The sequence below is a fragment of the Streptomyces sp. NPDC013187 genome (genome assembly GCF_042899705.1).
Taxonomy (GTDB): domain Bacteria; phylum Actinomycetota; class Actinomycetes; order Streptomycetales; family Streptomycetaceae; genus Streptomyces; species Streptomyces hawaiiensis_A.
Window position 1 is genome coordinate 14,039 of record NZ_JBIBAF010000004.1, and the last position, 23,792, is coordinate 37,830.

At 68.9% G+C, this 23,792-nt stretch carries 20 protein-coding genes; 8 read left to right on the forward strand and 12 right to left on the reverse strand.

The genetic code is table 11. The features are described from left to right. Positions 1-130 precede the first annotated feature (130 nt). The 5 genes from ACFY5B_RS08685 (at position 131) to ACFY5B_RS08705 (ending at position 7,765) form a co-directional block, all read left to right on the forward strand. A complete protein-coding gene (locus tag ACFY5B_RS08685) occupies positions 131-2,602 on the forward strand; it encodes a beta-glucosidase (protein WP_389966545.1) in 2,472 nt (823 codons plus the stop codon). A 171-nt stretch (positions 2,603-2,773) separates the two neighbouring features. Next, positions 2,774-4,231 (forward strand): dTDP-4-amino-4,6-dideoxy-D-glucose ammonia-lyase, encoded by a 1,458-nt coding sequence (gene desII / locus ACFY5B_RS08690; RefSeq protein ID WP_389966548.1) that lies wholly within the window; start codon positions 2,774-2,776, stop codon positions 4,229-4,231. Between the two features lie 315 nt (positions 4,232-4,546). Beyond that, positions 4,547-5,335 (forward strand): TylF/MycF family methyltransferase, encoded by a 789-nt coding sequence (locus ACFY5B_RS08695; protein WP_389967694.1) that lies wholly within the window; start codon positions 4,547-4,549, stop codon positions 5,333-5,335. 138 nt (positions 5,336-5,473) lie between these two features. After that, the gene (locus ACFY5B_RS08700) at positions 5,474-6,685 is read left to right on the forward strand and encodes a dTDP-4-dehydro-6-deoxyglucose aminotransferase (protein ID WP_389966550.1); all 1,212 of its coding nucleotides are present in this window, start codon (positions 5,474-5,476) and stop codon (positions 6,683-6,685) included. 132 nt (positions 6,686-6,817) lie between these two features. Continuing rightward, a complete protein-coding gene (locus ACFY5B_RS08705) occupies positions 6,818-7,765 on the forward strand; it encodes an aldo/keto reductase (RefSeq protein WP_389966553.1) in 948 nt (315 codons plus the stop codon). An 87-nt stretch (positions 7,766-7,852) separates the two neighbouring features. Here ACFY5B_RS08705 and ACFY5B_RS08710 read toward each other — a convergent pair whose 3' ends face one another. The 12 genes from ACFY5B_RS08710 to ACFY5B_RS08765 all read right to left on the reverse strand — a co-directional run bounded on the left by ACFY5B_RS08710 (position 7,853) and on the right by ACFY5B_RS08765 (position 21,797). Next, entirely contained in the window at positions 7,853-8,422 is a 570-nt protein-coding gene (locus tag ACFY5B_RS08710) for a hypothetical protein (RefSeq protein ID WP_389966555.1), read from the reverse strand. An 892-nt stretch (positions 8,423-9,314) separates the two neighbouring features. After that, positions 9,315-9,617, reverse strand: coding sequence for a hypothetical protein (locus ACFY5B_RS08715; protein ID WP_389966558.1), 303 nt, complete (start codon positions 9,615-9,617; stop codon positions 9,315-9,317). A gap of 985 nt (positions 9,618-10,602) precedes the next feature. Continuing rightward, positions 10,603-11,760 carry an NAD(P)/FAD-dependent oxidoreductase gene (locus tag ACFY5B_RS08720; RefSeq protein WP_389966561.1) on the reverse strand — a complete coding sequence of 386 codons (1,158 nt, stop codon included), beginning with the start codon at positions 11,758-11,760 and terminating at the stop codon, positions 10,603-10,605. After that, positions 11,757-11,954 (reverse strand): ferredoxin, encoded by a 198-nt coding sequence (locus ACFY5B_RS08725; protein ID WP_389966564.1) that lies wholly within the window; start codon positions 11,952-11,954, stop codon positions 11,757-11,759. Before ACFY5B_RS08725 ends, ACFY5B_RS08720 begins: the two co-directional genes overlap by 4 nt. 42 nt (positions 11,955-11,996) lie before the next feature. Continuing rightward, complete coding sequence (locus tag ACFY5B_RS08730) at positions 11,997-13,181, reverse strand: cytochrome P450 (protein ID WP_389966567.1); 1,185 nt, start codon at positions 13,179-13,181, stop codon at positions 11,997-11,999. A 164-nt stretch (positions 13,182-13,345) separates the two neighbouring features. Continuing rightward, positions 13,346-13,486, reverse strand: coding sequence for a hypothetical protein (locus tag ACFY5B_RS08735; RefSeq protein ID WP_389966570.1), 141 nt, complete (start codon positions 13,484-13,486; stop codon positions 13,346-13,348). Between the two features lie 44 nt (positions 13,487-13,530). Continuing rightward, positions 13,531-15,690, reverse strand: coding sequence for a SpoIIE family protein phosphatase (locus ACFY5B_RS08740; RefSeq protein WP_389966573.1), 2,160 nt, complete (start codon positions 15,688-15,690; stop codon positions 13,531-13,533). Between the two features lie 83 nt (positions 15,691-15,773). After that, positions 15,774-16,115 (reverse strand): DoxX family protein, encoded by a 342-nt coding sequence (locus tag ACFY5B_RS08745; protein WP_389966576.1) that lies wholly within the window; start codon positions 16,113-16,115, stop codon positions 15,774-15,776. Then, on the reverse strand, positions 16,112-18,079 hold the full coding sequence (locus ACFY5B_RS08750) for an acetoacetate--CoA ligase (RefSeq protein ID WP_389966579.1): 1,968 nt from the start codon (positions 18,077-18,079) through the stop codon (positions 16,112-16,114). Before ACFY5B_RS08750 ends, ACFY5B_RS08745 begins: the two co-directional genes overlap by 4 nt. Continuing rightward, complete coding sequence (locus ACFY5B_RS08755) at positions 18,076-19,662, reverse strand: bifunctional 3-(3-hydroxy-phenyl)propionate/3-hydroxycinnamic acid hydroxylase (RefSeq protein ID WP_389966581.1); 1,587 nt, start codon at positions 19,660-19,662, stop codon at positions 18,076-18,078. The genes ACFY5B_RS08750 and ACFY5B_RS08755 overlap by 4 nt, the downstream gene beginning before the upstream one ends. Before the next feature lie 19 nt (positions 19,663-19,681). After that, positions 19,682-20,620: a fumarylacetoacetate hydrolase family protein gene (locus tag ACFY5B_RS08760; protein ID WP_389966584.1), complete on the reverse strand. Its 939-nt coding sequence runs from the start codon at positions 20,618-20,620 to the stop codon at positions 19,682-19,684. A 31-nt stretch (positions 20,621-20,651) separates the two neighbouring features. Beyond that, positions 20,652-21,797, reverse strand: a complete 1,146-nt coding sequence (locus tag ACFY5B_RS08765; RefSeq protein ID WP_389966587.1) for a VOC family protein — start codon at positions 21,795-21,797, stop codon at positions 20,652-20,654. A 135-nt stretch (positions 21,798-21,932) separates the two neighbouring features. Between ACFY5B_RS08765 and ACFY5B_RS08770 the strand changes: the two genes are divergently transcribed. The 3 genes from ACFY5B_RS08770 to ACFY5B_RS08780 all read left to right on the forward strand — a co-directional run bounded on the left by ACFY5B_RS08770 (position 21,933) and on the right by ACFY5B_RS08780 (position 23,755). Next, on the forward strand, positions 21,933-22,613 hold the full coding sequence (locus ACFY5B_RS08770) for a TetR/AcrR family transcriptional regulator (protein WP_389966590.1): 681 nt from the start codon (positions 21,933-21,935) through the stop codon (positions 22,611-22,613). Between the two features lie 78 nt (positions 22,614-22,691). After that, positions 22,692-22,820: a hypothetical protein gene (locus ACFY5B_RS08775; protein WP_389966593.1), complete on the forward strand. Its 129-nt coding sequence runs from the start codon at positions 22,692-22,694 to the stop codon at positions 22,818-22,820. A gap of 140 nt (positions 22,821-22,960) precedes the next feature. After that, positions 22,961-23,755 carry a cytochrome P450 gene (locus ACFY5B_RS08780; protein WP_389966596.1) on the forward strand — a complete coding sequence of 265 codons (795 nt, stop codon included), beginning with the start codon at positions 22,961-22,963 and terminating at the stop codon, positions 23,753-23,755. The last annotated feature ends 37 nt before the right edge of the window (positions 23,756-23,792 follow it).

A 23,792-nucleotide genomic window follows, 5' to 3' on the forward strand; every position in this document is an offset into this window, starting at 1 on the left:
CCGCAGACGTGGGGCTGCCCGGGGCTGGTGGCGAGGCCGTAGGGACAGCGACCGGGCCGTGCCCACGCAGAAGACGAATGCCATTGCCCCTGTGAGGACGGCAGCCTCAGCAGAAAGGACGCCCGTCAGCATGCTGTTCGGCAAAAGGAGAACCGGCCGCCGCACCCGGCGCACCGTCGGCTCAGCTCTCGCGGCCTTGTGCGTCGGCGGTCTCCTCACCGCCCCTTCCGCCGCCGGCGCCCCGGACGCCGGTCCGGGGACCCCGAGGGTGCGCGCCCTGGTGGCGAGGATGACCCTCGACGAGAAGATCTCGTTCGTCCACTGGACGACCGGGCCTGAGGGCGGGCCGACCATGACCGGCATCGGCTACCTGCCGGGTGTTCCACGACTCGGCATACCCGAGCTGCGCACCGCCGACGGCCCGGTCGGCATCCGGCTGCTCGGCGGTACCGCCACCGCCATGCCCACCCCCGTGGCGCTGGCCTCCACCTTCGACGGACACCTCGCGGAGGAGTACGGCACCGTCCTGGGCCGGGAGGGACGGGCCCTCGGGCAGGACATCGTCCTCGGCCCCATGACCAACATCATTCGGGTGCCGAACGCCGGGCGGAACTTCGAGACGTACAGCGAGGATCCCCTGCTGTCGTCCCGGATGGCCGCCGACGAGATCCGCGGCATCCAGGACCAGGGCCTGATGGCCACGGTCAAACACTTCGCCGCGAACAATCAGGAGTACCAGCGGGAGACCATCGACGCCACCGTCGACGAGCAGACGCTGCAGGAGGTGGAGCTGCCGGCCTTCCGCAGCGCCGTGAAGGCGGGAGCCGCCTCGGTGATGTGCTCGTACAACCGCGTCAACGGCGCGCACGCCTGCGGCAACGCGCATCTGCTGCAGGACGTGCTGCGCGAACAGTGGGACTTCCGCGGCTGGGTGATGTCCGACTGGCTGGCCACCCATGCCACCAGCGACATCGACAAGGGCCTCGACCAGGAACTCGGCGTCGAGCTGACCCTGGGCCAGCCGGTGCCGGACTCAAAGTACTTCTCCTCCGCGCTCAAGACGGCCATCCAGGACGGCAGCATCCCCGAGGCGACGCTCGATCGGTCCGTCATCCGCATCGTCGGCCAGATGGAGCGTTTCGGCCTGCTCGACGGCAAGGCGACCGAGCGCCCGCAGCGTGACCCCGAGGCCGGCCGCAGGGCGGCCCGCGCCATCGCCGAGAACGGCGGTGTGCTGCTGCGCAACGAGCACCGGATGCTGCCCTTGGCCGGCGAGGACGCCACGGACATCGCCGTCATCGGCAACAGCGCCAAGCACCCCAAGGTCACCGGCAACGGCAGCGCGCACGTCATACCCGACCAGGCGACCGCCCCCGTCGACGCCCTCGCACGACGCGCCGGCGACAAGGCCCGGGTCGTCTACGAGCCCGGCGAGGACCTCGTCGGGGTGCCCGTGCCCGACAGCTCCCTCGTTCCCGCTTTCAAGGGCGGGAAGCAGTTGGAGCCCAGCGGCCAGGGCGTCTTCTACAAGGGTCGACTCACCGTCCCCGCCGACGGTGACTACAAGATCGCCTTCAGCGCCGTCGGCGGGGTCGCCAACCTGCAGATCGCGGGGCAGTCCGCTGTCCTCGGCACCGAGGCGTTCGGCACCGTCACCACCACGATGCATCTGACCCGCGGCACGCACGAAGTCACCATGAACGGCTGGGCCTTCGAACAGACCCCGCTGTCGGTGGAACTGAGCTGGGTCACTCCCGAGGCGGCCCGGGACGACTTCAGCCGTGCCGTCGCGGCGGCGGCCAAGGCCCGCACCGCCATCGTCTTCGCCCAGGACGACAGCGCCGAAGGCGTCGACCGGACCTCGCTGTCCCTGCCCGGCCGGCAGGACGAGCTGATCGCGGCGGTCACCAAGGTCAACCCCCGCACGATCGTCGTCCTCAACACCGGTTCCTCGGTGCTCATGCCATGGCTGCGCGAGACCGCCGCCGTGCTGGAGATGTGGTACCCGGGACAAGAGGGCGCGGAGGCCACCGCCTCGCTGCTGTTCGGCGACGCCAACCCCAGCGGTCGGCTGACACAGACCTTCCCCGCCACCGAGACCGGCCACCCCATGGCCGGTGACCCGCACCGCTACCCGGGCGTCGACGGGAAGGAGACCTACTCCGAGGGACTGGATGTCGGCTACCGCTGGTACGACCGGACCGGCGTAGCACCGCTCTTCCCGTTCGGGTACGGCCTGTCGTACACCACCTTCGCCTACAGCGACCTGTCCGTGGCGCGCACCGCCCAAGGACTCGACGCCACGGTCACCGTCCGCAACACCGGTGACCGGGCAGGCAGGGAGACCGTCCAGGTCTACCTCGGCGCCAGCCCGGACACCCAGGCCCCCCAGGCGCTGCGCAAACTCGCCGGATTCACCAAGATCACCCTCCAGCCGGGAGAGCAGCGGCGCGTCACCGTCCCCGTCGACGAGCAGCAACTGCGTTACTGGGACACGTCCGTAGGCACCTGGAAGCTGGGCACCGGCAAGAGGTCCGTGTACGTGGGGCCCTCCGCCGCCAAGACGTCCCTGACCGCCTCCCTCACGGTGCTGCCCCGGTGACCGCCCCGCCGCGACAGGGCGGCACCCACCCCCGTCAGGAACGCCCGGGCACGTGCCGCTGCGCGCCTTGAGGGCGGAGGTGACCCGACGACAGGGGGGCGTGGCGCCGTCCTGCCCCTGTTCCCCGGCGACCGAACCGAGCATCCGGACGCAGACGATTGGACATGAAGGATGATGTCTCAAGCCTCCACCCCGGCCGATCCGGTCGCGATGTGCGCTCGCCCTGGCGCCGACCTCCCGGCAGCGGTCCACACGGTGCATCGCGCCCTGACCGCCGACGGCCACGTCGGAGCTGACGAGGACCTGACGGTCGCCCGCCGGCTCGTACAGCTGGCCCAGCATTTCGGGAACCACCCCTTCACCCCCCTCGAAGACGCACGTCGGCTGCTGGACGTCGACCGGGCTTCCTTCAGCCGTCTCCTCGGTCTCTTCGGCCTCGTCCCGGAGCTGCGTCACGCCGTGGAGACCGGGCCGGCGGGCAAGTACTGGCAGAACACCCTGCTGCCGCTGGAGCGGCGGGGAGTCTTCGACTCGGCCCTGGCGCACAAGCCGGTCTTCCCTTACATCGTGGGCCTGTACCCGGGGCCGAGCTGTATGTTCCGTTGCCACTTCTGCGTCCGGGTGACCGGTGCTCGCTACGATCCCTCGGCGCTGGAGTCCGGTAATGCGATGTTCGAGTCCGTCATCGACGAGATACCGGCCGACAACCCGTACGCCATGTACTTCTCCGGCGGCCTGGAGCCCCTGACCAACCCGGAGCTGGGCGCGCTCAGCAGTCGTGCGGCGGCCCGCGGCCTGCGGCCGACCGTCTACACGAACTCGTTCGCGCTCACCGAGCGGACGCTGGCCAGACAGCCCGGGGTGTGGGACCTGCACGCGGTGCGCACCTCGTTGTACGGGCTCAATGACGAGGAGTACGAGGAGACCACGGGTAAGCGGGCCTCCTTCGGAAGGGTCCGCGCCAATCTGCGACGCTTCCAGCAGCTGCGTTCCGAGCGGGAGAGCCCGATTCGGGTCGGGCTCAGCTACATCGTGCTGCCCGGGCGCATCCACCGCCTGCTCGACCTCGTCGACTTCATCGCCGAGCTGAACGAGGCAGCGCCGGACCGACCGGTGGACTTCCTGAACGTACGTGAGGACTACAGCGGCCGAGGAGACGGCAGGTTGTCCGAGGCCGAACGCACTGAACTCCAGGAAGGGCTCCTCGCGTTCGAGGAGCAGGTGAGCCGGCGGACCCCCACGTTGAACATCGACTACGGCTACGCGTTGCACAGCCTGAAGACCGGCGCTGACGCCGAGCTGCTGCGGATCAGGCCCCAGACCATGCGCCCGTCCGTGCATCCCCAGGTGTCCGTACAGGTGGACCTACTGGGTGACGTGTACCTGTACCGGGAGGCAGGGTTCCCGAATCTCGACGGAGCGGACCGCTACATCGCAGGCCGGGTCGGGCCGGGAACCTCCCTGGCGGAGGTCGTCGAGCGGTTCGTGAACGACGACCACCGGATAGCTCCGCACGCCGGTGACGAGTACTTCATGGACGGGTTCGACCAAGTGGTCACGGCACGACTCAACCAGCTGGAGGCGGATGTCGCAGCAGGCTGGGAGGACGCACGCGGCTTCTTGCGGTGACGTGACCGCGGCGGCCCGCGCCGGCCCAGGGACATCGACCAAATTTCACCTACGGCCCGCCCCATTTCCGGGAATTCGACCTGACGAGGATTGCAATGAGATGCGCAGCAGTGGGACAATGGCCAGTAGACGGAGAACCGACGAGAAACAGAAGCAATTCTGAAATCGCATGACCCGTCGAGCGTATCCACCGATACCGCCGAAATGAATCCTTGCCCCCCTTTCGGATAGCCGTTAGGGTCGGTCGAAAGAATTCACTCTCTGCTTGATTCTCCATCTGGGGGCACTTTGACTGTGCAGACGCGCGAGCTTTACGTGGACCTCATGAAACGTGTTGTTTCAAACACTATCTATGGGGATCACCCGACTTTCCCTGTCGGGATGAACGTCCTGGACAAGGACCTGGCGGACAGCATGCGTCCGGACGCGGAAGGCTCGGCCATCGACCGCGGGATGTTCGACGCCGACCACCGGGCCGAAGGTCTGGACGTGCCGACGGTCGCGCACACCATGATCGGCCTGCACCGCCTGGACAACATCCAGATGTGTGTGGAGCAGGTGCTCCGGGACGGTGTTCCCGGCGATCTCATCGAGACCGGCGTGTGGCGCGGTGGCGCCTGCATCCTGATGCGCGCACTCCTCAAGGCGCACGGCGCGGAAGACCGGAACGTATGGCTGGCCGACTCGTTCGCCGGTGTCCCCGTGACGTCCGAGGACAGCCACCCGCTCGACCAGGCCATGGAGTTCCACAACCTGAACTGGGTACTGAGCTGCTCCGAGGAGCAGGTGCGGGAGAACTTCGCTCGCTACGGCCTGCTCGACGACCAGGTCAAGTTCCTACCCGGCATGTTCGCCGACACGCTGCCGACTGCGCCGATCGATCGGCTCGCGGTCCTGCGGGTGGACGGCGACCTGTACGAGTCGACGATGGACGCGCTGGTCAACCTCTACCCCAAGGTCTCCGTGGGTGGGTTCGTGATCGTGGACGACTACCTGATCCCGGCGTGCAAGCAGGCCGTCCATGACTACCGGAGTGAACACGGCATCGACGAACCGATCGAGACGGTGGACGTGACGGGCATCTACTGGCGCCGCAAGCACTGATCGAGTCCGTACGCTCCTCTCGCACGTGCACGACGGGGCAATCGTCGTGCACTGCGGTCCCCGTCTCTTCGGCACGTCCAATTCCTTTGTGCCGGCCGCTGCCGGGTGCACCTTTCCATGCACCGGGGAGGTATGACCATGAAACGCAATCTCGGTGATCTCGCCATGTTCGGCGGTTCTTCGGCATTCCTGCAACCGCTTCTCGTGGGGCGGCCCAACGTCGGTGACCGAGCCCGGTTCTTCGATCGTGTGAACTGGGCGCTGGACCACCAGTGGCTGACCAACGGCGGACCGCTGGCCCGGGAGTTCGAGCAGCGAGTGGCGGAGCTGGCCGGCGTGCGCTATTGCGTGTCGACCTGCAACGCGACCATCGCCCTCCAGCTGCTGGCTCGCGCCGCCGATCTGTCCGGGGAGGTCATCATGCCGTCGCTGACCTTCCCGGCGACCGCCCAAGCGTTCCGCTGGCTGGGTCTGACCCCGGTTTTCGTTGACATCGACCCGGCCACCAATTGCCTGGATCCCGCATTGGTCGAGGCGGCGATCACCCCTCGCACGAGTGCGATCGTTCCGGTCCATCTGTGGGGTCGACCCTGCGCGGTCGACCAGCTCGCGAAGGTCGCGGCCGATCACGGCGTCAAGCTGTTCTACGATGCCGCACACGGGCTCGGCTGCACGTCGGAAGGACAGCCGATCGGTGGTTTCGGGCAAGCCGAGGTGTTCAGCTTCCATGCCACCAAGGTGGTCAACGCCTTCGAGGGCGGCGCCGTGGTGACCGATGACGAGAAACTGGCCCAGCGGGTCCGCGCGATGCACAACTTCGGATTCGCCCAGAGACGCGTGTCCACGGAGACGGGCACCAACGGGAAGATGACCGAAGCCGCCGCCGCAATGGGCCTGACCTCACTCGACGCCTTCGAGGAAACGGTTCGCCGGAACGAGGCCAACTACGACGACTACCAGTCGGAACTGGCTGGGCTCTCCGGGCTGAAGGTCTTGGAATTCAACCGTGCCGAGCGCAACAACTACCACTACCTGATCGTGGAAGTCGACGCCGCGGTGACCGGTGTCCACCGTGACCTGCTGGACGAGGTGCTCAGAGCGGAGAACGTGGTGTGCCAGCGGTACTTCTCCCCTGGATGCCACGAGATGGAGCCCTACCGCTCGGAGCAGCCGGTCACCCTGCCGCACACCGAACGGCTCGCGCAGAAGGTACTCGCCCTGCCCACCGGTCCCACCGTCTCCCGCGAGGACATTCGCCGGGTCTGCGACATCGTACGGCTCACCCTGGCGCGGGGACACGAGGTGACCCGCAGAGCCGACGAGCGGGTGCCGTCCACGGTGGCCCCCTGATCCAGGGATCCACCATGTCCGGATGGCAGAGGCCGTCCCCTCGGCTCGGTCGGCAGCCGCCGTCACCGCCGCGCCCGCACCGAGGCCACCACATGCCCACCCGAGTTCACGGACGTCGTTCAGGAGGAACGCATGGCGCAGCCCGACAGGACCACCCTCTCCCTGGGTGGCGACCTTCCGGTTCACCGGATGGGATTCGGCGCCCTGCGGCTGACCGGCCCGGGACACTGGGGTCCGCCGGAAGACCGTGAAGCGGCGATCAGCACGGCCCGGCTGGCCGTGGACCTCGGTGTGTCCTTCATCGACACGGCCGATTCCTACGGGCTGGGGAGCAGCGAGGAAGTCCTGGCCGAAGCGCTGCGCCCGTACCCCGACAGCCTGGTGATCGCGACGAAGGCCGGACAGTGCCGGCCCCGTCCCGATCAGTGGGTGCCGTTGGGCCGACCGGAATACCTCAGGCAACAGGCCGAGCTGAGCCTGCGTCGGCTGGGACTCGACCGCATCGACCTCTTTCAGCTGCACCGGATCGACCCGAAGGTGCCGGCGGCCGAGCAGTTCGGCGCGCTCAAGGAACTGCAGGACGAAGGAAAGGTCCGGCACATCGGGCTGTCGAAGGTCACCGTCGCCGAACTGGTGGAGGCCCGTGAGCACATCACCGTGGCCAGCGTGCAGAACGTGTACAACCTGGCCGACCGGCACAATGACGAGGTGCTCGAGTATTGCGAGAAGCACTCGATCGCATTCATCGCATGGCTGCCGATCGCCCGCGGTGAACTCGCAGCCGTGGGAAGCCCTGTGACCGACATCGCCACCGAGCTGGAAGCGACTCCGAGTCAGGTGGCGCTCGCGTGGCTCCTGCACCGCTCCCCGACGATCATTCCTATTCCCGGCACCAGCTCGCCCACGCATCTCGCGGAGAACGTCGCGGCGTCGGACCTCGTGTTCACCGACGGCCAGTTGGCCCGGCTCAACGCGCTCGGGCGAACGCGACACGCCAATGAAGAGGAGCCTGGCTCCGGCACCACGACGGCAATGACGCAGCGCGGCCCCTGGGAGGTCGGCGCTGGCGGGCGGGCGTAGCCCGAGGCACCCTCAGGTTCAGCCTCGGCTCGTTCCAGTTCCGCAGATGGCCTCACGTCCGCAGCGGATGCGCGGGCTGCCGTTGCGTCATGCGGGGCGCGGTGTAGGGAGGGCATGCCGCACCATTCGCGGATGATCGTGTTGCAGCCCGTCCTCGAGGTCTACGCGCCCACCGGTTACACGCTCTGGCCGATCACCGAGCCCGGACAGTCGTACGGCTTCATGCCTCTCGGCGGCGAACTCTCCGCCGCCGAGGTAGGCACGGCGTTCATGCGCATCGCCGAGTGCAACACCGTCGAGCCGGAGGCCGACAGCCGCCCGCCGACCCGCTCGCTTCCTTCCTGTCGGGCTGCTCACCATGGACGACCTCTTGACGTCCGGAAATCTGTGCGTCACCGACACCGTCACTCGCCGAGGGCAGGGTCCGTCTGACCGTGGACGCGGAGCGGGATGAGGCGCCGTGAGCCGTTTCGCCGTCTTCCGCCAGGCGAAGTCTCGCCGTGCGGCAGCAAGGGGGCCGTACCTGTAGCGCCAGCGCGTGCCGTCCGGTGTCGTCATCCCAATGAGGCGGTTTTCCGCATCCCACTCGTAGCGCCTGGTGTCCGGGTCTGTGCCGACAGTGCGTCTTCTGACGCAAGGTGATGTGGCCCAGCTCATCGTTTTCGCAGCGGACGTTGCCGGCTTGAGCGATGCACGTGCCCACGTACTCGCGAGGGCCGGTCGCCTCACCGCCGGTGTAGGTCGTCGGCCGGTGCTGCCCCTGCAACTGACCACCCAAAATGAGGTCGGGAAAGCTTACTGCCTCGGTCTTCCGAGATGTGCACCTGCAGCAGATGCTGGATGATGAGTTCGAAATCCGACAGCACTTTGAGGCAAAATTCTTGATCTTGAACGTTGATAGAGTGAACAACGTCTCTGAAGCCGGGGTCGGCGAGCCCGTGCGCCTCACGCAGGACCCGCGTTGGGACCAGCACCCAGTTTCTGCGCGTTCTGTCGATTTCCCAGTCAACTTACGTCGGCAGAGCCCTCACGGCTGCTTCAATGAGCTGCGCCACTCCTTCTTCTGGGAACGCGTAGCGCCACCCCATGTAAGGAACCTGAGCATAGCCATATGCAGCATTGAATTCCGTGGGCAATTTGAACCATGCGAGTTCCCCAAACCTGCTCAGCGCCTGCACCGCCCGCTCGCCACGACTGGACACAATCACCATATACTCTACAATATCCGAACAGTCGATATTCCCACAAATCGGAGCAGACCTCATGGCTGCGGCCGCTCCTTCGTCGGGCGGATAGTCCGGGCTCGGCTCCCTGAAGCCGTAAGTCCCACGCCCATTCTTGCCACGAGGACATTCGGGAGCAAGTCCGAGTGAATCAGATCGTCCGTGTGGATTACGAACATAGGTGGTTGGGTTGGGCGCTGGGACGAGCCCGAGCAGATCGGGGGTAAGGTACCGGGCGCTGTAATTCCCGGCGGTCCGAGATCATCGACTGCCCCGCCCATTGCCTTGACCCGGGAACCCCCTGACTTTGTCCGAAAATTTTACCCTTACTCACCGACTGTGATTGCGGTGAGGGTCGCCCCTCTTTCTAGCGTTCCCACCACCTCGCCCGACATGTGGACCTTGGCGATATGGGGCGGATCAATAAAATCCACTAGCCGCTCATAGCGGTTGATCCAGTCCAGGATCAAGGGTGCTGCAATCATGTTGGAGCCGGTATCTGAATCGATGCTGAAATGCTGGCCAGTGCGCACCACGCCCGCCACGCAGCGAACGATGCAAGTCACTGCGGTGGCAGTCCTCTCCTCAACCTCGTAGATCTGCAACTTCCCCGCAGTACTGTCAGCCATGCCTGTAGGCCTCCGCCACAAATTGTTTGATCTGTTCAGGTGCAAGTTTCGGTATGTCCCATTCCAGGGCATCGCTGATTCCTTCGTAAGTATTGATTCGAGGAACGTGGATCCCCATACCTTGAAGAATACTATGAGCGGTGCCAACCGGAAGCTCTACAGTAGCTCGGCGAGTCAGCTCAGAAGCAGATAGGTTCACGCCGACTTCTGCCTCTGCCCGGATGTAACCTCTCGCGGTGTCAACCCCTTCGAGTGCACTCCGAGGAATTACCTGCACTACGGATTCCCCGAATTGTTCTGAGTGTCTGGCAAAGGCCGTTGCCACCCCTGGGTCCGTTGATGTGGGAGTGAAGCCTGACGTTTGTGTACCCGCACTGGCTTCAAATCCCTTTGTGGTTCCTCGGAAGAGGTGTTCCTCTTCGGGACATCCGACTGACCTTTTGCTGACCTGGAGGCGGCAATCAGGGCTCTGACCTGCAAAAACACCCAAACGCTAGATCTTGGACTTGAACATGGTGCGCAGCATCGGGGTACTCCCAAAAGTTGGCTCCCTGCCTGCGTTTTTGCAGGTCAAGGGCTGTTTCCACACCTTTACAGCGAGTCGTATGTCCGGGCAGCTGTCCCCAGGTTTTTCGGGAATCATGCTGACCGCTTGCCGACTTCCCTGACGCTCCGCCAGGTAACAGGGGAAGGCTTCGCCCACTCTCGCGGACCCCACCGTGGCGACGGCCCAATGCTACGCAGCACCCCCCGAAGGACGCCCGTGATCACCGTCACGCAGTCGGTCTGGACGGTAGTCAGGAGCGAAGGCGCTCGACCGGAAGTCGGACCACGCGCCGCCATGGGACAGGGGAACTCCGGAAGCGGCAAGGTGGAGGGCGAGCAGGCGGACCTTGAATCGCCCCGAGGTCCTTCGCAGGTAAGAGCACTCCGGCGATGCCCGCACCCAGTGGCACTCCTACTCGGTGACGCTCGTCTGCCGCCGTCAGGGTGACGGCGGCGATGGCGTGGCGGCCAAGGCCCGCAGCGCGGCGACGGGTTTGCGCTGGCCATAGGCGACCACCGTCGACGTACCGTCGGCATGGCTCCAGGTCAGCAGCGCGTGTCCGTCGGCCACGCTGCCCTGCACCGAGGTGGGTTCGCCGATCAGCGGCACAGGCCCGACGACCTTGACGGCGAGACCGGCGATCTCGGTCCAGAAGTAGTCGTCCTGCGGCGGTCCCGGCGCAGGGAGACCGAGGGCGGAGGCCGCCGCGGCCCTGCCCTGGGCGACGGCGTTGGACCAGAAGGGCGCACGCCGGTCGGGCCGTGTGCCGTCGCCGCGGAGGTAGGTGACGTCGCCGGCGGCGAACACGCCGGGGATGGTGGTGGCGCAGGCATCGTCGATGCCGACGCCGAGGCGGTCGGCGAGGCCCGTCCCTGCCAGCCAGCCGACGCCGGGTACTTCTCCCGCGCAGGTGACCACCAGGTCCGCGGTGAGTTCGGTGCCGTCGGGGAGCGCCACGCCGCCCACGGGGTCGCCGGTCAGGGTGGCGAAGCCGGTGGTCTGGATGAAGCGGATGCCGTGCGCCGCGGCGCGTGCCGTGATCGCGGCGGACAGCCATCCGCCGAGGATGCGCTCCAGCGGCTGGTCGGCGTCCACGACGGTGACCGGGATGCCGCGGGCGGCGCAGGCGCCGGCCACCTCCATGCCGAGGAATCCTGCGCCGATCACGATCGCCGAGCCGGCGTCCGCCAGGCGGGCGCGGAGCAGGCGGGCGTCGTCCAGGGTGCGCAGGACGAGTTCGCCCCGCTGCCGGGGGGCGGCGAGCCGACGGGCGTCCGCGCCGGTGGCGACGATCAGCGCGTCGTAGTCGACCTGTCGGTCGTCGGCGGTGGTGACGGTGCGGCGCCGGGTGTCGGCGGTGACCGCGGGCGAGCGGACGACCTCGGCGTCGAGTCCGTCGAGGGCCAGACCGAGGGTGTGGTCGGCAGCCGGGTCCTTCAGGACGGCCTTGGACAGGGGCGGGCGGGAGTAGGCGCCGTGTTCTTCTGCGCCGATGATCGTGAGGGGGCCGGTGTGACCGAGGGCGCGCAGGTGGCGGGCCGCGGTGATGCCGGCGAGCGACTCGCCGACGATGAGCACCGAGCGCCGTGGGGTCACGACAGGACTCGCAGGGCGGCGACCGGGCAGGCGTTGACGGCCGCGCGGGCGGCAAGTCGATGCTCGTCGGGGACTTGTTCGCCCTCGAAGTGGTAGATGAGTTCGGCGTCCTCGTCCAGGCTGAAGACCTCGGGAGCCTGGTCGGCGCAGAGGCCGTGGCCTTCGCAGCGTGGATGGTCGACGGAGATCTTCATGGTGCTGTCCTCTGCAGTCCTCAGAAGGGCGAGCGCGGGGGTTCAGGCCGGGATGAGCTCGAGCGGCAGGCGCTCGAGGCGGTGGATGACGTTGTTCAGGGCCCACTCGGGTCGGCCGGTGACCTCGATGCGGTCGACGCGTTCGACCAGGGCGTGCAGGATCGCGGAGGTCTCCATGCGGGCCAGTCCCTGGCCCGCGCAGCCGTGGGTGCCCTGGCCGAAACCGAGTTGGCGGGCGGCGTCACGGCGGATGTCGAACGTGTCCGGGTCGTCCCACTCCAGCGGGTCACGGTTGGCGGAGCCGTAGAGGACCAGCACCCGGGAACCCTTGGGCAGGGCGACGCCCGCCAGTTCCGTGTCGCGGGCGGCGGTGCGGGAGAAGGCGCGGATCGGGGATTCGTAGCGGACGACCTCGTTGACCGCTTTCGGGACGAGGTCCGGGTCCGCCTTCAGCAGGCGCCACTGTTCGGGGTGGAGGGCGAACAGGTACAGCGCGCTGGAGATGGCGCTGATGGTGGTGTCCAGAGAGGGCGCCAGGTAGTCGATCATCATGGTGGCGCACTCGGCGGGCATGATCCGGCCCTCGTCGGCGGCGCGCAGCAGGTCGTGGCCCATGCTGCCGTCCAGCACGGACCGGTCACGGACGACACCGCGCGCGTAGCGCAGCATGCCGAGGGACGCGGGTAGTGTGCGCACCGCCTGGCGGTTGATGGGGCCCATGGCGTCGAAGGTGGCACCGGCCCAGCGCAGCAGATGCTCGCGGCCCCGCTGGGGCCAGCCGACCAGGTCGGGGACGACTGCCATCGGCAACGCCGTGGCGACCTCCACCGCGTCGACCGTCCGCCGGGCCACGGCTGCCTCGACCACGGCGGCCGCCTGCTGCTCGACCGTCTCCTTCATCGTGCGCAGCGCCCTGGGGGTCAGGCGGTGTGCGAGGAGGGAACGGCGGCGGGCGTGCTCCTCGCCGTCACTGCACAGCGTGGTGCCCTGGCCCGCACGGTTGGCGACGGGGTTGAGGGCGACGCCGCCCGAGGAGACGAAGGTGTCGTCGTCCAGCAGCACTTGCTTGCACTCGGCGTAGCGCGGCAGGGCGTAGACCTTGTGCTTGCTCAGCCGGACCACGGCGCCCAGCTCACGCAGTGCGGCGTAGTGCGGATGAGTGTCGCGGATGGCCGACGCCGAGTACAGATCGGGACGGTAGACGGGGATCTCCGTAAGCATGGGCATGAAAGGCCCTCCTGAAGGAGCCGCGAGAGAGCGGGGGCGGGGTGCGTGGGGGGGCAGGCGGTCCGCGGACGGCTGACCAGAGCGGGACCTCGGCGAGGTCCCGCTCCCCATTGCGTTGCACGGACCGGTGCCGTCAGCGCAACAACGCCGTAATGACGAAATACTCAAGCTTGATGGAATGCCGCGTCAAGAGTTACGGCCAGGAAAACGATGAACTCATCAGAACTGCTGATGTTCTCTTGCACGCCGCCGTCGCAGCCGGCCACGCCGGACAGGTGATCGCCCTGCTGTCCGTCGGCCGTCATGCCGACGTGCCTGCTCGTCCTCGAGTCCACCCACCCGGCTCCGGCTAAAGGACGAAGTCGAGGCCCGAGGGACCGTCGGGCTTCTCCCCGTCCAGCTCGGCCCAGACCGTCTTGCCCTGCCGGGCATGGCGCGTTCCCCAACGCGCGGCGAGCTGGGCGACGAGGAACAGGCCGCGTCCGCCCTCGTCGAAAGTGCGGGCCCGGCGCAGATGGGGGGTGGTACTGCCGGCGTCGGCAACCTCGCACAGCAGGCAGCGGTCACGGATGAGACGCAGACGGATGGGGGGCCGGCCGTAGCGGATGGCGTTGGTGACCAGTTCGCTGACCACCAGCTCGGTCATGAAGGCGAGTTCCTCCAGTCCCCAGGCGGCCAACCGCTCGGAGGCGTTCGAACGGGCCCGGGCGACGGCAGCCGGATCGGCGTCCACGTCCCAGGCGGCCACCCGGTGGTCCCCGAGGGCACGGGGACGGGCCAGCAGCAGAGCGACATCGTCGTAGGGCCGGTCCGTTGGTACCAGGGCCTGGAGCACTGTGTCGCAGGCGGCTTCCAGAGACGCGGAAGGCTGTGCAAGGGCGTGGCGCAGGAGGGTGAGGCCTGCGTCGACATCTCGATCACGATCTTCGACCAGGCCGTCGGTGTACAGGGCGAGCAGGCTGCCTTCGGGCAGGTCGACCTCCGCCGCTTCGAACGGCAGTCCGCCCAGGCCCAGCGGTGGGCCGGGCGGCAGATCCAGAAGGTCGACGGTGCCGTCGCCGCTCACCACGGCGGGCAGGAGGTGCCCTGCGCGGGCCAGGGAGCAGCGGCCGTCGACAGGGTCGTAGACGGCGTACAGGCACGTGGCACCGATTTCCCCGGCCGTTTCCGTCTCCGGGTCGTCCGACGCCTCGGCGGACAGCCGGATGACGACGTCGTCCAGGTGCGTCAGCAACTCCTCCGGAGGCAGATCGATGTCGGCGAGGGTGCGCACCGCGGTGCGCAGGCGCCCCATGGTGGCGGCGGCGTGAATGCCGTGGCCGACCACGTCGCCCACGACCAGGGCGACCCGGGCACCGGACAGCGGGATGACGTCGTACCAGTCGCCGCCCACACCGGCCTGGCCACCGGCCGGCAGATAACGGCAGGCGACATCGACAGCCGACTGCTCCGCCGTACGCCGTGGCAGCAGACTGCGCTGCAGGGTGAGGGCCGTGGTCCGGGCGTGTGTGTAACGGCGGGCGTTGTCGATGGCCACGGCCGCCCTGGCCGCGACCTCTTGGGCGAGGAACAGATCCTCGTCGTCGAAGGGAACCGGGTTGCGGTGACGGCAGAACCGCGCGACGCCGAGAGTGGCGCCGCGCGCACTCAGCGGCACCACCAGCGTCGAGCGGGCAGGGTGGGGGCCGGCGACATCGGCCGGGTCCGTCGGCGTCGCCGTGTGCCGGGAGGGCTTGCCGGTGGCCAGTGCGTGTGCCGTGACCGAGCCGTCCGGGCAGGCGTGAACCGCCCCCAGCCCCGCCGTCGGCTCCGGGCCGACGCCTTGCGCCGAGGACGCCTGGGCGACCCGGTGCAGTACGAGGAGACCCGGCGCAGGGGTGTCGTGCCCGTGGATCACGGAGTCGAGCAGGTCGACGGTGACCATGTCGGCGAAATGATCGAGGGCGAGGTCCGCCAGCTCCTGGGTGGTGCGAGCGATGTCCAGGGTGGTCCCGATGCGCAGACCGGCCTCGTTCACCAGGGACAGCCGCCACTGCAGGCGACGGTCCCGCTCCTCCTGGAACGCCATGACACCCTGCTCGGACGCGTCGTCCACGTATCCGTTGGCCATCGCGATGAGCAGGCGCGATGCCGCGCTGACCAACTCCGCGTCCTTCGTCAGCCGCGGCATCTCAGCAAGCAGTCTGTCCAGGACGACGCCCTGACCGAGCCGGAAGGCCCGCAACAGCGCTGTGACCGGCGCGCCGTGCCGGGCCAGCCGACGTGCTCGTTCCAGCTCGGCGGCCGGCGGATCTATCTCGCTCGGGTCGATGCCGTGTTCCAGGCCGACCCGCACGCCGACGACGTGCGCGGCGATGTTCTCGGACGTCATACGGACGAGATCCGGGTTGCTCCACAGTTCGGGAACCTCACGCCGCAGGCACCGCACCACGTCGGCGATCACCTCGTCCGCCATGGGCCCGAGGTCGCCGGCGACACGGGACACAAGGCTGGCGGCCGTGTACTCCACACAATCGACGGTACGCCGCAAACAGGGCCCGTGAGCCGTCGGGCATCGACAGCCTCCCGCTCGACCCGGCGCACACTCGGGAGTCAGCCGGTGACGGCGTACGCCACCGCCATCAGGGCCAGTACCGCGGCGGGCAGGGCCCGCACGGGCGGGTCGCCATGGCGCAGGTGCACCACCGCGGCAGCCCCCATGAGCACAGCCAGCCCGGCAGCGGCGGCCACCCCGAGCGGGGCCGCAGCCAGGCCCAGCAGCAGTCCGGCGGCCGCCGCCACTTCCAGGGTGCCGATGATGCGGTAGAGCTCTGGCGACATGTCGAGATGCGCGGCTGCCTGGCGCATGAACGGCACGGTGGCGATCTTCGCCAGTCCCAGTGGGAGGAAGACCAGGGCCAGTGCGACGGCGAGAGCGATATGTGCGGTTCTCATGCCGATCGGCCCCTGCGTTCAGCGCCCAGGCGGGCGTAGTGGTCGATGAGGTCTGGGGCGTCCACGGTGGCCGGATCGACGACCTGCCCGACCGGGGCGCCCTGGAGGAGGCGTTTGACGGGGACTTCGAGTTTCTTGCCGGTGCGGGTGTGCGGGATCCCGGGCACTTCGAGGATGTCGTCGGGGACGTGCCGGGGTGAGGCGCCGCTGCGGATCGCCTCACGGATGCGGTCACGCAGCGTGTCGTCCAGTTCGGCTCCGGCGGCGAGGACCACGAACAGGGGCATCCAGTAGCCGCCGTCGGGTTCCTCCGCTCCGATGACCAGGGCCTCCGCGATCTCGGGGAGACGTTCGACGACATCGTGGATGTCGGCACTGCCGAGCCGTACGCCGTTGCGGTTCAACGTCGAGTCGGAGCGGCCGTGGACGATCACGGAGCCGTGGCCGGTGACGGTGATCCAGTCGCCGTGCCGCCAGACGCCGGGGTAGACAGAGAAGTATGCCTCGCGGTAGCGCCTGCCGTCGGGGTCGTTCCAGAAGGACAGCGGCATCGACGGCATGGGGCGGGTGACGACCAGCTCTCCGACCCGGTCCACGACCGGAAAGCCCTCGGCGTCATAGGCGGCCAGTGCCACGCCGAGGTGGGGTGCGGACAACTCGCCCGCCCAGACCGGGGTGTTGGGGGCACTGCCCGCGAAGCCGGAGACGACGTCCGTGCCGCCGCTGATCGAGGCAAGCAGCACCCGCTCCCCCACGTGGTCGCGGACCCAGGGGTAGGCGGAGGCCGGGAGGGTGGAGCCGGTGCAGCCGACCACCCGGATCGACGACAGGTCGTGCACGGACGGGTCGATGCCGAACTTGGCCATGCCCAGCAGGTACTGGGGGCTGGTGCCGAAGACGGTCACCCGGTGGCGCGCCGCCAGCTTCCACAGGGTGTCGGGCCGGGCGAGGGGCGCCGGGCTGCCGTCGTACGTGCAGGTCGTGGCACCGGTCAGGAGGGTGGAGACGACGAGGTTCCACATCATCCAGTGGGTGGTGGTGTACCACAGGAGCCGTTGGCCGGGGCCGAGGTCGGAGTGCAGGCCGAGGGTCTTGAGGTGCTCCAGCAGGACACCGCCGTGGCCGTGCACGATGCCCTTGGGCAGGCCGGTGGTGCCGGAGGAGAACACGACCCACAGGGGGTGGTCGAACGGCACGGGGGCGCAGGTGAGTTCCTCGGTGCGGGTGGCCGCGTCCTCCCACGGGACGACCAGCGACGGGTACGGCTGCGCGGGCCACGGCAGGCCCACATGTCCGACCAGCAGCGTCGCCTTCAACGTCGGCAGGGCGTGGGCGAGTTCCAGGGTGGCGGCGCGGCGGTCGTGGGTGGTGCCGTTGAAGAGGTAGCCGTCGGCGGCGATCAGGACGGTCGGTTCGAGCTGGGCGAAGCGGTCGGCGGCGGCCTTGGGGGCGTAGTCCTGCCCGCACACCGACCACACCGCGCCCAGGCTCGCGGCGGCCAGGAACGCGACGATCGCATGCGGGGTGTTGGGCAGGTAGCCGACGACCCGGTCGCCCCTGCCGACGCCGAGCTCGCACAGGGTCGCGGCGACGGAGGCCACCTGGGCACGCAGGCGGCTCGCGGTCACCTCGTAGCAGGATCCGGTCTCGTCCAGGGCGATGACCGCCACGGCGTCGTCGGCAAGGTTGCGCAGGGCATGGTGGGCGTAGTTGAGGGTGGCACCGGGGAACCAGCGGGCGCCGGGCATCCGCTCGTCCGCCAGCACCTGCTCGTAGGGCGTGTCCGCGTCGATGTCGAAGTACTCCCACACGGTGGCCCAGAAGCCTTCCAGGTCGGTGACCGACCAGCGGTACAAGGCGGCATAGTCGGAGCCGGCCATCCCGGCGTGGCGGGCGAAGTCCATGAGGTTGCTGTCCGCGACGGCTCGCGGATCCGGCGTCATGAAAGGGTCGGGCACGCTCATCGGGTGACGCTCCTCAGCAGGCTGTCGTCGACGGTCCGTCGGGGCGGGTGGGGACTGCGGGTGGTGTGCAGGAGGGACGCCCAGTCGCGGATTCCGGTGAAGTCGCGGCCGCCGGTCGGGACGACGTCCATGACGACGCGGTCGGGGCGCAGCAGGACGGCGTCCGCGCGGCCGGCGCGCAGCCAGGCGGCGAGGGTGCCGTCATCGCAGAGGCCGGTGACGGGGATCGCCCGGATGCCGAGTGCGTGGGCGAGGGCGTTCAGCGAGGGCGAGGGATCGGTGGTGGTCAGGATGGTGAAGGAGTCGCCGAGCACCTCGTCGAGGCGGGTGCGCCGTCCGTCGGCGGTGATCCATGGTTGTGGGCAGTGCATTCCCGCAAGGCCCTTGCGGAGGCGGCGGCGTACGAGGGGTCCCGTGGTCAGGGGCGGGCTGAGGTCACGGCCGGCCAGTTCGGTCAGGCCTGGTATGCGGCAGGCCGCGGCCAGGGCCCTGCGGCGGATCGCGGCGGCACTGTCCTGGCCGCCGGTCATGGCCCAGCCCATGGCGACCGCGAGCCGGATCATATGCCGGGCATGCGGCTTGCGTTCACTCTCGTAGGTGTTCAACATCCGCTCGGAGCCGCCCTGTTGGAGGACGCGGGCGAGCTTCCAGGTGAGGTTGTAGGCGTCCCGCAGGCCCGCGCACAGCCCCTGCCCGATGAACGGCGGGGTGAGGTGGGCGGCATCGCCGAGCAGGAAGACCCGTCCGCTGCGCCAACGGTCGGCGACGCAGGCCAGGAAGGTGTACTGCGCCTCGCGGATGATCTCGAAGTCCCCCTCGTGCGAAGGCGGCAGCCACGGAGCGACCAACTCGCGGACCGGCTGCTCCGCCCCCTCGCACAGCCGGAACTCCCAGCGGTAACGGTCCTCGCCGATGCGCGCGAAGGTCGCCGGCCGGTCCGGGTCACAGACCTGGTCGACGCCCTCCCAGGAGCGCACGTCGGCCGTCGTGCGGACGTCGATGACGGTCCAGCGTTCCTCGAAACGCAGGTCCTCCCATACGGCGCCGATCGCCTCGCGGGTGAGGCTGTTCGCGCCGTCGCAGCCGAGCACCGCGTCGGCCCACAGGTGATGCTCACCGTCGTCGTCCCGGTACGTCACGCGCACGGGGCCCTCGGTGTCCGGGCCGATGCCGGTGACCTCCACTCCGCTCCGCAGTTCGCATTCCGGGTGCCGGGCCAGGGCGTCGCGCAGCACCCGCTCCAGCTCGGGCTGGTCGAACATGCTGGTCTGCGGGTAGCCGTGCAGGCCGTGCTCGGTGCGCCGGAACTCGGCCATCACCCGGTGCCGGGCGTCCAGCAGCCGCAGCCCGTTCGCCGGGCGGGCCATCGCGGCGAACTCCTCCCCCACGCCCGCGGCCTGGAGGATCCTGCGCACCTCGTCGTCGGTGGCGGCGGCGCGCGGGAGGGGGTAGACGTCCTGGTGGCGTTCGAGGACGACGCTGCGGACTCCGCGCCGGGCCAGGAGCAGGGCGGCGGTCACGCCCACCGGTCCGGCGCCGATGATCACCACCGGTACGTCTGCCTCGTTGTGTTCGAGGGTCATGTGCGGCTCTCTCCGGGTCTTAGCTCGCGTCTGTGACGGGGGTGTGCTGCTCGCCGAGGTCGATCCGGCCGTCCGGGGTCGCGATGGTCGCCGTGATCACGTCTCCCGTGTGGAGGTAGTGCGGGTTCTTCGCCTGGGACTTGAAGAACGCCTTCCACTTCACGGCGGGCGGCAACAGGGCGCCGATCTTCTCGACCGGCTTCGGCGGAGCCTTGAGTGCCGTACCGCCCGGTGTGCCGGTGAGCAGCAGGTCGCCGGGGTCGAGGGTCTGGAAGCGGGCCAGCAGGGTCAGTGCCTGCGCCGGGCGGACGATCATGTCGGCGAGGGTGCGGTCCTGACGCAGCTCGCCGTTGACGGACAGCTTCAGCCGCAGATCGAGGAGGTGGGCGAAGTCCTCCGGCTCCAGCAGGGCGAGGTACGGCCCGGTCGGTGTGAAGGTGGGGTACGACTTGCTCTCGTAGAACTGCGTCTTGGTCAGCTGGACATCGCGGGCGCTGACGTCGTTGGTGATCACCAGCCCGGCGACGTACGACGGCAGGTCCCGCTCCCCGACCACGGTGCCGATGGGCAGCGGCGCCCCCATGACCAGGCCGAGCTCGATCTCGTAGTCGAGGAACTTGACGTGGGAGGGCCGGACGACGGCCTCGCCGGGGCCGCTGACCGAGCCGGACGCCTTGCGGAAGAAGGCGGGCGGGATGTCGCCGGTGAAGCCCGAATCACGGGCGTGACTGCGGTAGTTGACCATCTGGGCGACCACCCGGCACGGCGTGGTGACCGGCGAGACCGCCGCCAGGTCGGAAACGGGCGTGCCCGTCTGGCCGGAGAGCGCGGCCTCGCGTACGGCGTCACGGTCGGCGATCAGTTCGGCGGTGGTGACGGCCTTGGTGTCGACGGGGACGGCGCGCTCGCCGAGGACGACCCACCAGCCGTCGGCGGTCCGCAGGACATTGGTGCTCATGACAGTGCTTTCGTGAGGGGGATTGGGGGGTTCAGGACCTGGCGGCCTTGAGCAGGCCCCGCAGGCGCGCCGGGTCCATCTCGCTGGCGCCGCGCAGGGCCTCGATGACATCGCGGACCCTTTGCGGGGAGGGACTCGCACCGAGGAAGTCGCGAGTGGCCGGCGGGCCCCACTGGGCCAGGCCGCTGGTCGACATGGGCGCCCAGCCGGGCTCGACGTCGCAGGAGAACAGGTCGCCGTCGGCGAAGTGCTCCAGCATGAAGCGGTCCGGGTCGCGCCAGTAGTCGAACAGCTGGCTGCCCTGGATGTGCCGGCCGATACCCCAACTGCGTTGGTAGCCACGCTCCTTGAGATACTCGCCGCCCGCGGCGATCGAGTCCAGGTCGGTCACCTGGTAGGCGGAGTGGACGTACCCGGTGCCGGGGCCGAGGTGCATGGCCAGTGTGTGGTGGTCGGACGGCACGCTGCCCAGATCGCAGCGGATGAACGCCATGGTCGGGCCGCGGCCGCGCTGCCCGTCCAGGAACAGGAAGTCGGACACGATCATCCCGAGGGTGTCCAGATACCAGTCCAGGGCCCGCGCGAACACCCTTGTCTCCAGCACCAGATGTCCCAGCCGTTGGATTCGGGACGGTTCGCGCGGCGGGCGCTGCGTGATGTTCGTACGACGGTGAGCGGTGCCGAAGTTGAGGAGCAGCGGCTGCTGCTCGGGCAGGGCCGACAACTGCTCACCGCAGTGCACCACCCGCACCGGGAAGCCGGACGGGTCGAGCAGATCGACCACCCGGCCACCGCCGGGCACGTCCGCGTCCCGTACGGCCGCCCCGGTCGCCCGCGCTAGCCGGTCCAGGTCGGCCCGCTCCGCCGCACGGAACGCGGAACCGATGAAACGGGACGTACGACCGCGGCGGATCACCATGCACGGCGAACCCGCGAAGGTGCCGCGCAGCCACAGCTCACTCTCCGTGCGAGCGGCGACACCGAAGCCGAAGTCCCGGGCGAAGACCTCCGCCCGGTCCAGGTCCGGCTTCTCGAACTCCAGCCAGGCCAGATCCGCCACCTTGATCACGGGGTTCCGGGAGCGGCCCGGATGCTCGCCGCGCAGGGCGCCCTGCTCGCTGTGCAAGTCCTGGTGGGCGGTCTTGACATCGGCCCCGTGGATGCGGGTTTCAGACATGGGCCCTCCGAGCGACATCACCATAATGAGGAAAGCATCAGCTTTGACAGTCTCGTCGTCAAGAGGTTGGGCCAGGAGAAATGATGAATTCATCAGAGCTGCTGTCGTCATCGACCCTGCGGTTACACTCTGTGCATGCCTAGGTCAGCCCCACCCAGCAACCGGTTCGAGCGGCGCCGCGCCGAGACCCGTCGCGCACTCATCCACGCCGCCCGGCAGATCCTCGCCGAGACCGGGGACACCAGCGCCAGCATCCAGGCGATCGCGGAGCGCGCGGACGTCGGTTTCGGCTCCTTCTACAACCACTTCGAGTCGAAGACGGAGCTGTTCGAGGCAGCCGTGGTGGACGCCCTGGAGGAGTTCGGCCAGAACTTCGACGAGCGCCTCACGGGGATCGACGACCCGGCGGAACTCGTCGCGGCGGGCTTCCGGCTGAGCGCCCGCATGGCCGACTCCCACCCCGAGCTCATGCAGGTCCTGCGCCGCCGCGGTCTCGGTCACATCCATTCGGACAACGGCCTGGCCCGGCGGGCGCTGCGCGACCTCGAGGCCGGCCTCGCCTCCGGCCGCTTCACCCCCGCCGACCCGGCGGTCGCCCTGTCCGCACTCGGCGGAACCCTGCTCTCCCTGGTGGAACTGAGATTCGCCCGCCCCGACCTGGACGGTGACCAGGCCGCGGTCAACCTGGCCGAGATGGTCCTGCTCATGCTGGGCGTCCCACCGGACGACGCCCACGAGGTCGCCCGGCGCCCTCTCCCTGACGCCGCCTCACCGACCACCCTCACGCGGGGAGCGACGAACTCGGCCGGAGGCTGACCGAGCGGTCGGTGGAGCCGCTGCCGATCGCGCCCCGCGCGGGTGGCGTGTGAGGCTCGCAGGTGCGGCCACTCGGGAATGTCACCGCCGAGACGGCGCGGCACTGCGGTCGCCGGTACCGCGCTCGTCGGCGGCTTCTCCCTCCTCGCCGTCGTCGTCAGCCGGACGTTCCCCGAGGGCGTTCACCGCGCCGGGCCGCCCACCTGACGATTACACCTGTAGGGCGGGACGGCGGGCGTTGGCATCCTCTGCGTCGCCATGATCTGTCCGGCGATGTGGTGGGGCGCATCCCGCCGACTCCGGCAGCCGATGACCCCACCGGGGTGTGGGCCGCCGCGGTCACCCTGATGATGGCCTTCCTCGTCACCGGCATGGACACCACGATCCTCTCGTTGGCCGCCGCCGTCCGGCTGTTCGCCGAACACCCCGAACAATGGGACGCGCTGCGGGCCGACCCGTCCCTGGTGCCTGCCGCCTACCTCGAGGTTCTGCGCATCGCGTCTCCGGTCACCGTCTTCAGTAGGGTCACCACCAGGGCTTGGGAGTGCGAGGACGTCACCATCCCCGCGGGCGATCGTGTCGCCGTCATGTTCGCCTCCGCCAACCGCGACGAGCGCAAGTGGGCCGATCCCGAACGGTTCGACATCACCCGGAACCCCGCCGATCACCTGACCTTCGGCGTCGGCATCCACGCCTGCGTCGGCCAGAACCTGGCCGAGGCTGGAGGCCCAGGCCCTCCTGACCGCACTGCTGGCAAGGGTGCGCCGGTTCGAGATCGGCAAGCCCGAGTTCGTCGTGAACAACACCCTGCACGGGCTGAGCAAGCTTCCCTGCCGGATCGTCACCTGAGCGAGCCGCGGGAACGAACCCGTCCTCGCCGAAGCGCTTCGGCGAGGACGGTATCGACTCCTCGAAGGCCGCCCCGGCGGGCGCTGCCTGCTCGACCGGGGCTGATTCCTGGTCGAGCTGCTCGACGACGCCCGGGAACAACTCTTCCTTCGTTCCGAACGTGCCTGCAGCAGGTTGGACTCGTCCCGGATCCGGCATCCCGTGCGGCTCCGGACGCCGCTCTACGCACCCCTTTGAAACGGCACCGCCACCGCGCCGGCCTTGAGGATGCCGCAGCGCGCGATCACGCATGACCACAGGTCCGGGGACTTCCACTTGACACGATCCCCT

What these genes read in the sequence shown, in the direction of transcription:
- ACFY5B_RS08685 (WP_389966545.1), top strand. Translation starts at nt 131, where the DNA reads ATGCTGTTCGGCAAAAGGAGAACCGGCCGCCGCACCCGGCGCACCGTC.
- desII (WP_389966548.1), top strand. Translation starts at nt 2,774, where the DNA reads ATGATGTCTCAAGCCTCCACCCCGGCCGATCCGGTCGCGATGTGCGCT.
- ACFY5B_RS08700 (WP_389966550.1), top strand. Translation starts at nt 5,474, where the DNA reads ATGAAACGCAATCTCGGTGATCTCGCCATGTTCGGCGGTTCTTCGGCA.
- ACFY5B_RS08705 (WP_389966553.1), top strand. Translation starts at nt 6,818, where the DNA reads ATGGCGCAGCCCGACAGGACCACCCTCTCCCTGGGTGGCGACCTTCCG.
- ACFY5B_RS08710 (WP_389966555.1), bottom strand. Translation starts at nt 8,422, where the DNA reads ATGAGCTGGGCCACATCACCTTGCGTCAGAAGACGCACTGTCGGCACA.
- ACFY5B_RS08715 (WP_389966558.1), bottom strand. Translation starts at nt 9,617, where the DNA reads ATGGCTGACAGTACTGCGGGGAAGTTGCAGATCTACGAGGTTGAGGAG.
- ACFY5B_RS08725 (WP_389966564.1), bottom strand. Translation starts at nt 11,954, where the DNA reads ATGAAGATCTCCGTCGACCATCCACGCTGCGAAGGCCACGGCCTCTGC.
- ACFY5B_RS08730 (WP_389966567.1), bottom strand. Translation starts at nt 13,181, where the DNA reads ATGCCCATGCTTACGGAGATCCCCGTCTACCGTCCCGATCTGTACTCG.
- ACFY5B_RS08735 (WP_389966570.1), bottom strand. Translation starts at nt 13,486, where the DNA reads ATGACGGCCGACGGACAGCAGGGCGATCACCTGTCCGGCGTGGCCGGC.
- ACFY5B_RS08745 (WP_389966576.1), bottom strand. Translation starts at nt 16,115, where the DNA reads ATGAGAACCGCACATATCGCTCTCGCCGTCGCACTGGCCCTGGTCTTC.
- ACFY5B_RS08750 (WP_389966579.1), bottom strand. Translation starts at nt 18,079, where the DNA reads ATGAGCGTGCCCGACCCTTTCATGACGCCGGATCCGCGAGCCGTCGCG.
- ACFY5B_RS08755 (WP_389966581.1), bottom strand. Translation starts at nt 19,662, where the DNA reads ATGACCCTCGAACACAACGAGGCAGACGTACCGGTGGTGATCATCGGC.
- ACFY5B_RS08760 (WP_389966584.1), bottom strand. Translation starts at nt 20,620, where the DNA reads ATGAGCACCAATGTCCTGCGGACCGCCGACGGCTGGTGGGTCGTCCTC.
- ACFY5B_RS08765 (WP_389966587.1), bottom strand. Translation starts at nt 21,797, where the DNA reads ATGTCTGAAACCCGCATCCACGGGGCCGATGTCAAGACCGCCCACCAG.
- ACFY5B_RS08770 (WP_389966590.1), top strand. Translation starts at nt 21,933, where the DNA reads ATGCCTAGGTCAGCCCCACCCAGCAACCGGTTCGAGCGGCGCCGCGCC.
- ACFY5B_RS08775 (WP_389966593.1), top strand. Translation starts at nt 22,692, where the DNA reads ATGTCACCGCCGAGACGGCGCGGCACTGCGGTCGCCGGTACCGCGCTC.
- ACFY5B_RS08780 (WP_389966596.1), top strand. Translation starts at nt 22,961, where the DNA reads ATGATGGCCTTCCTCGTCACCGGCATGGACACCACGATCCTCTCGTTG.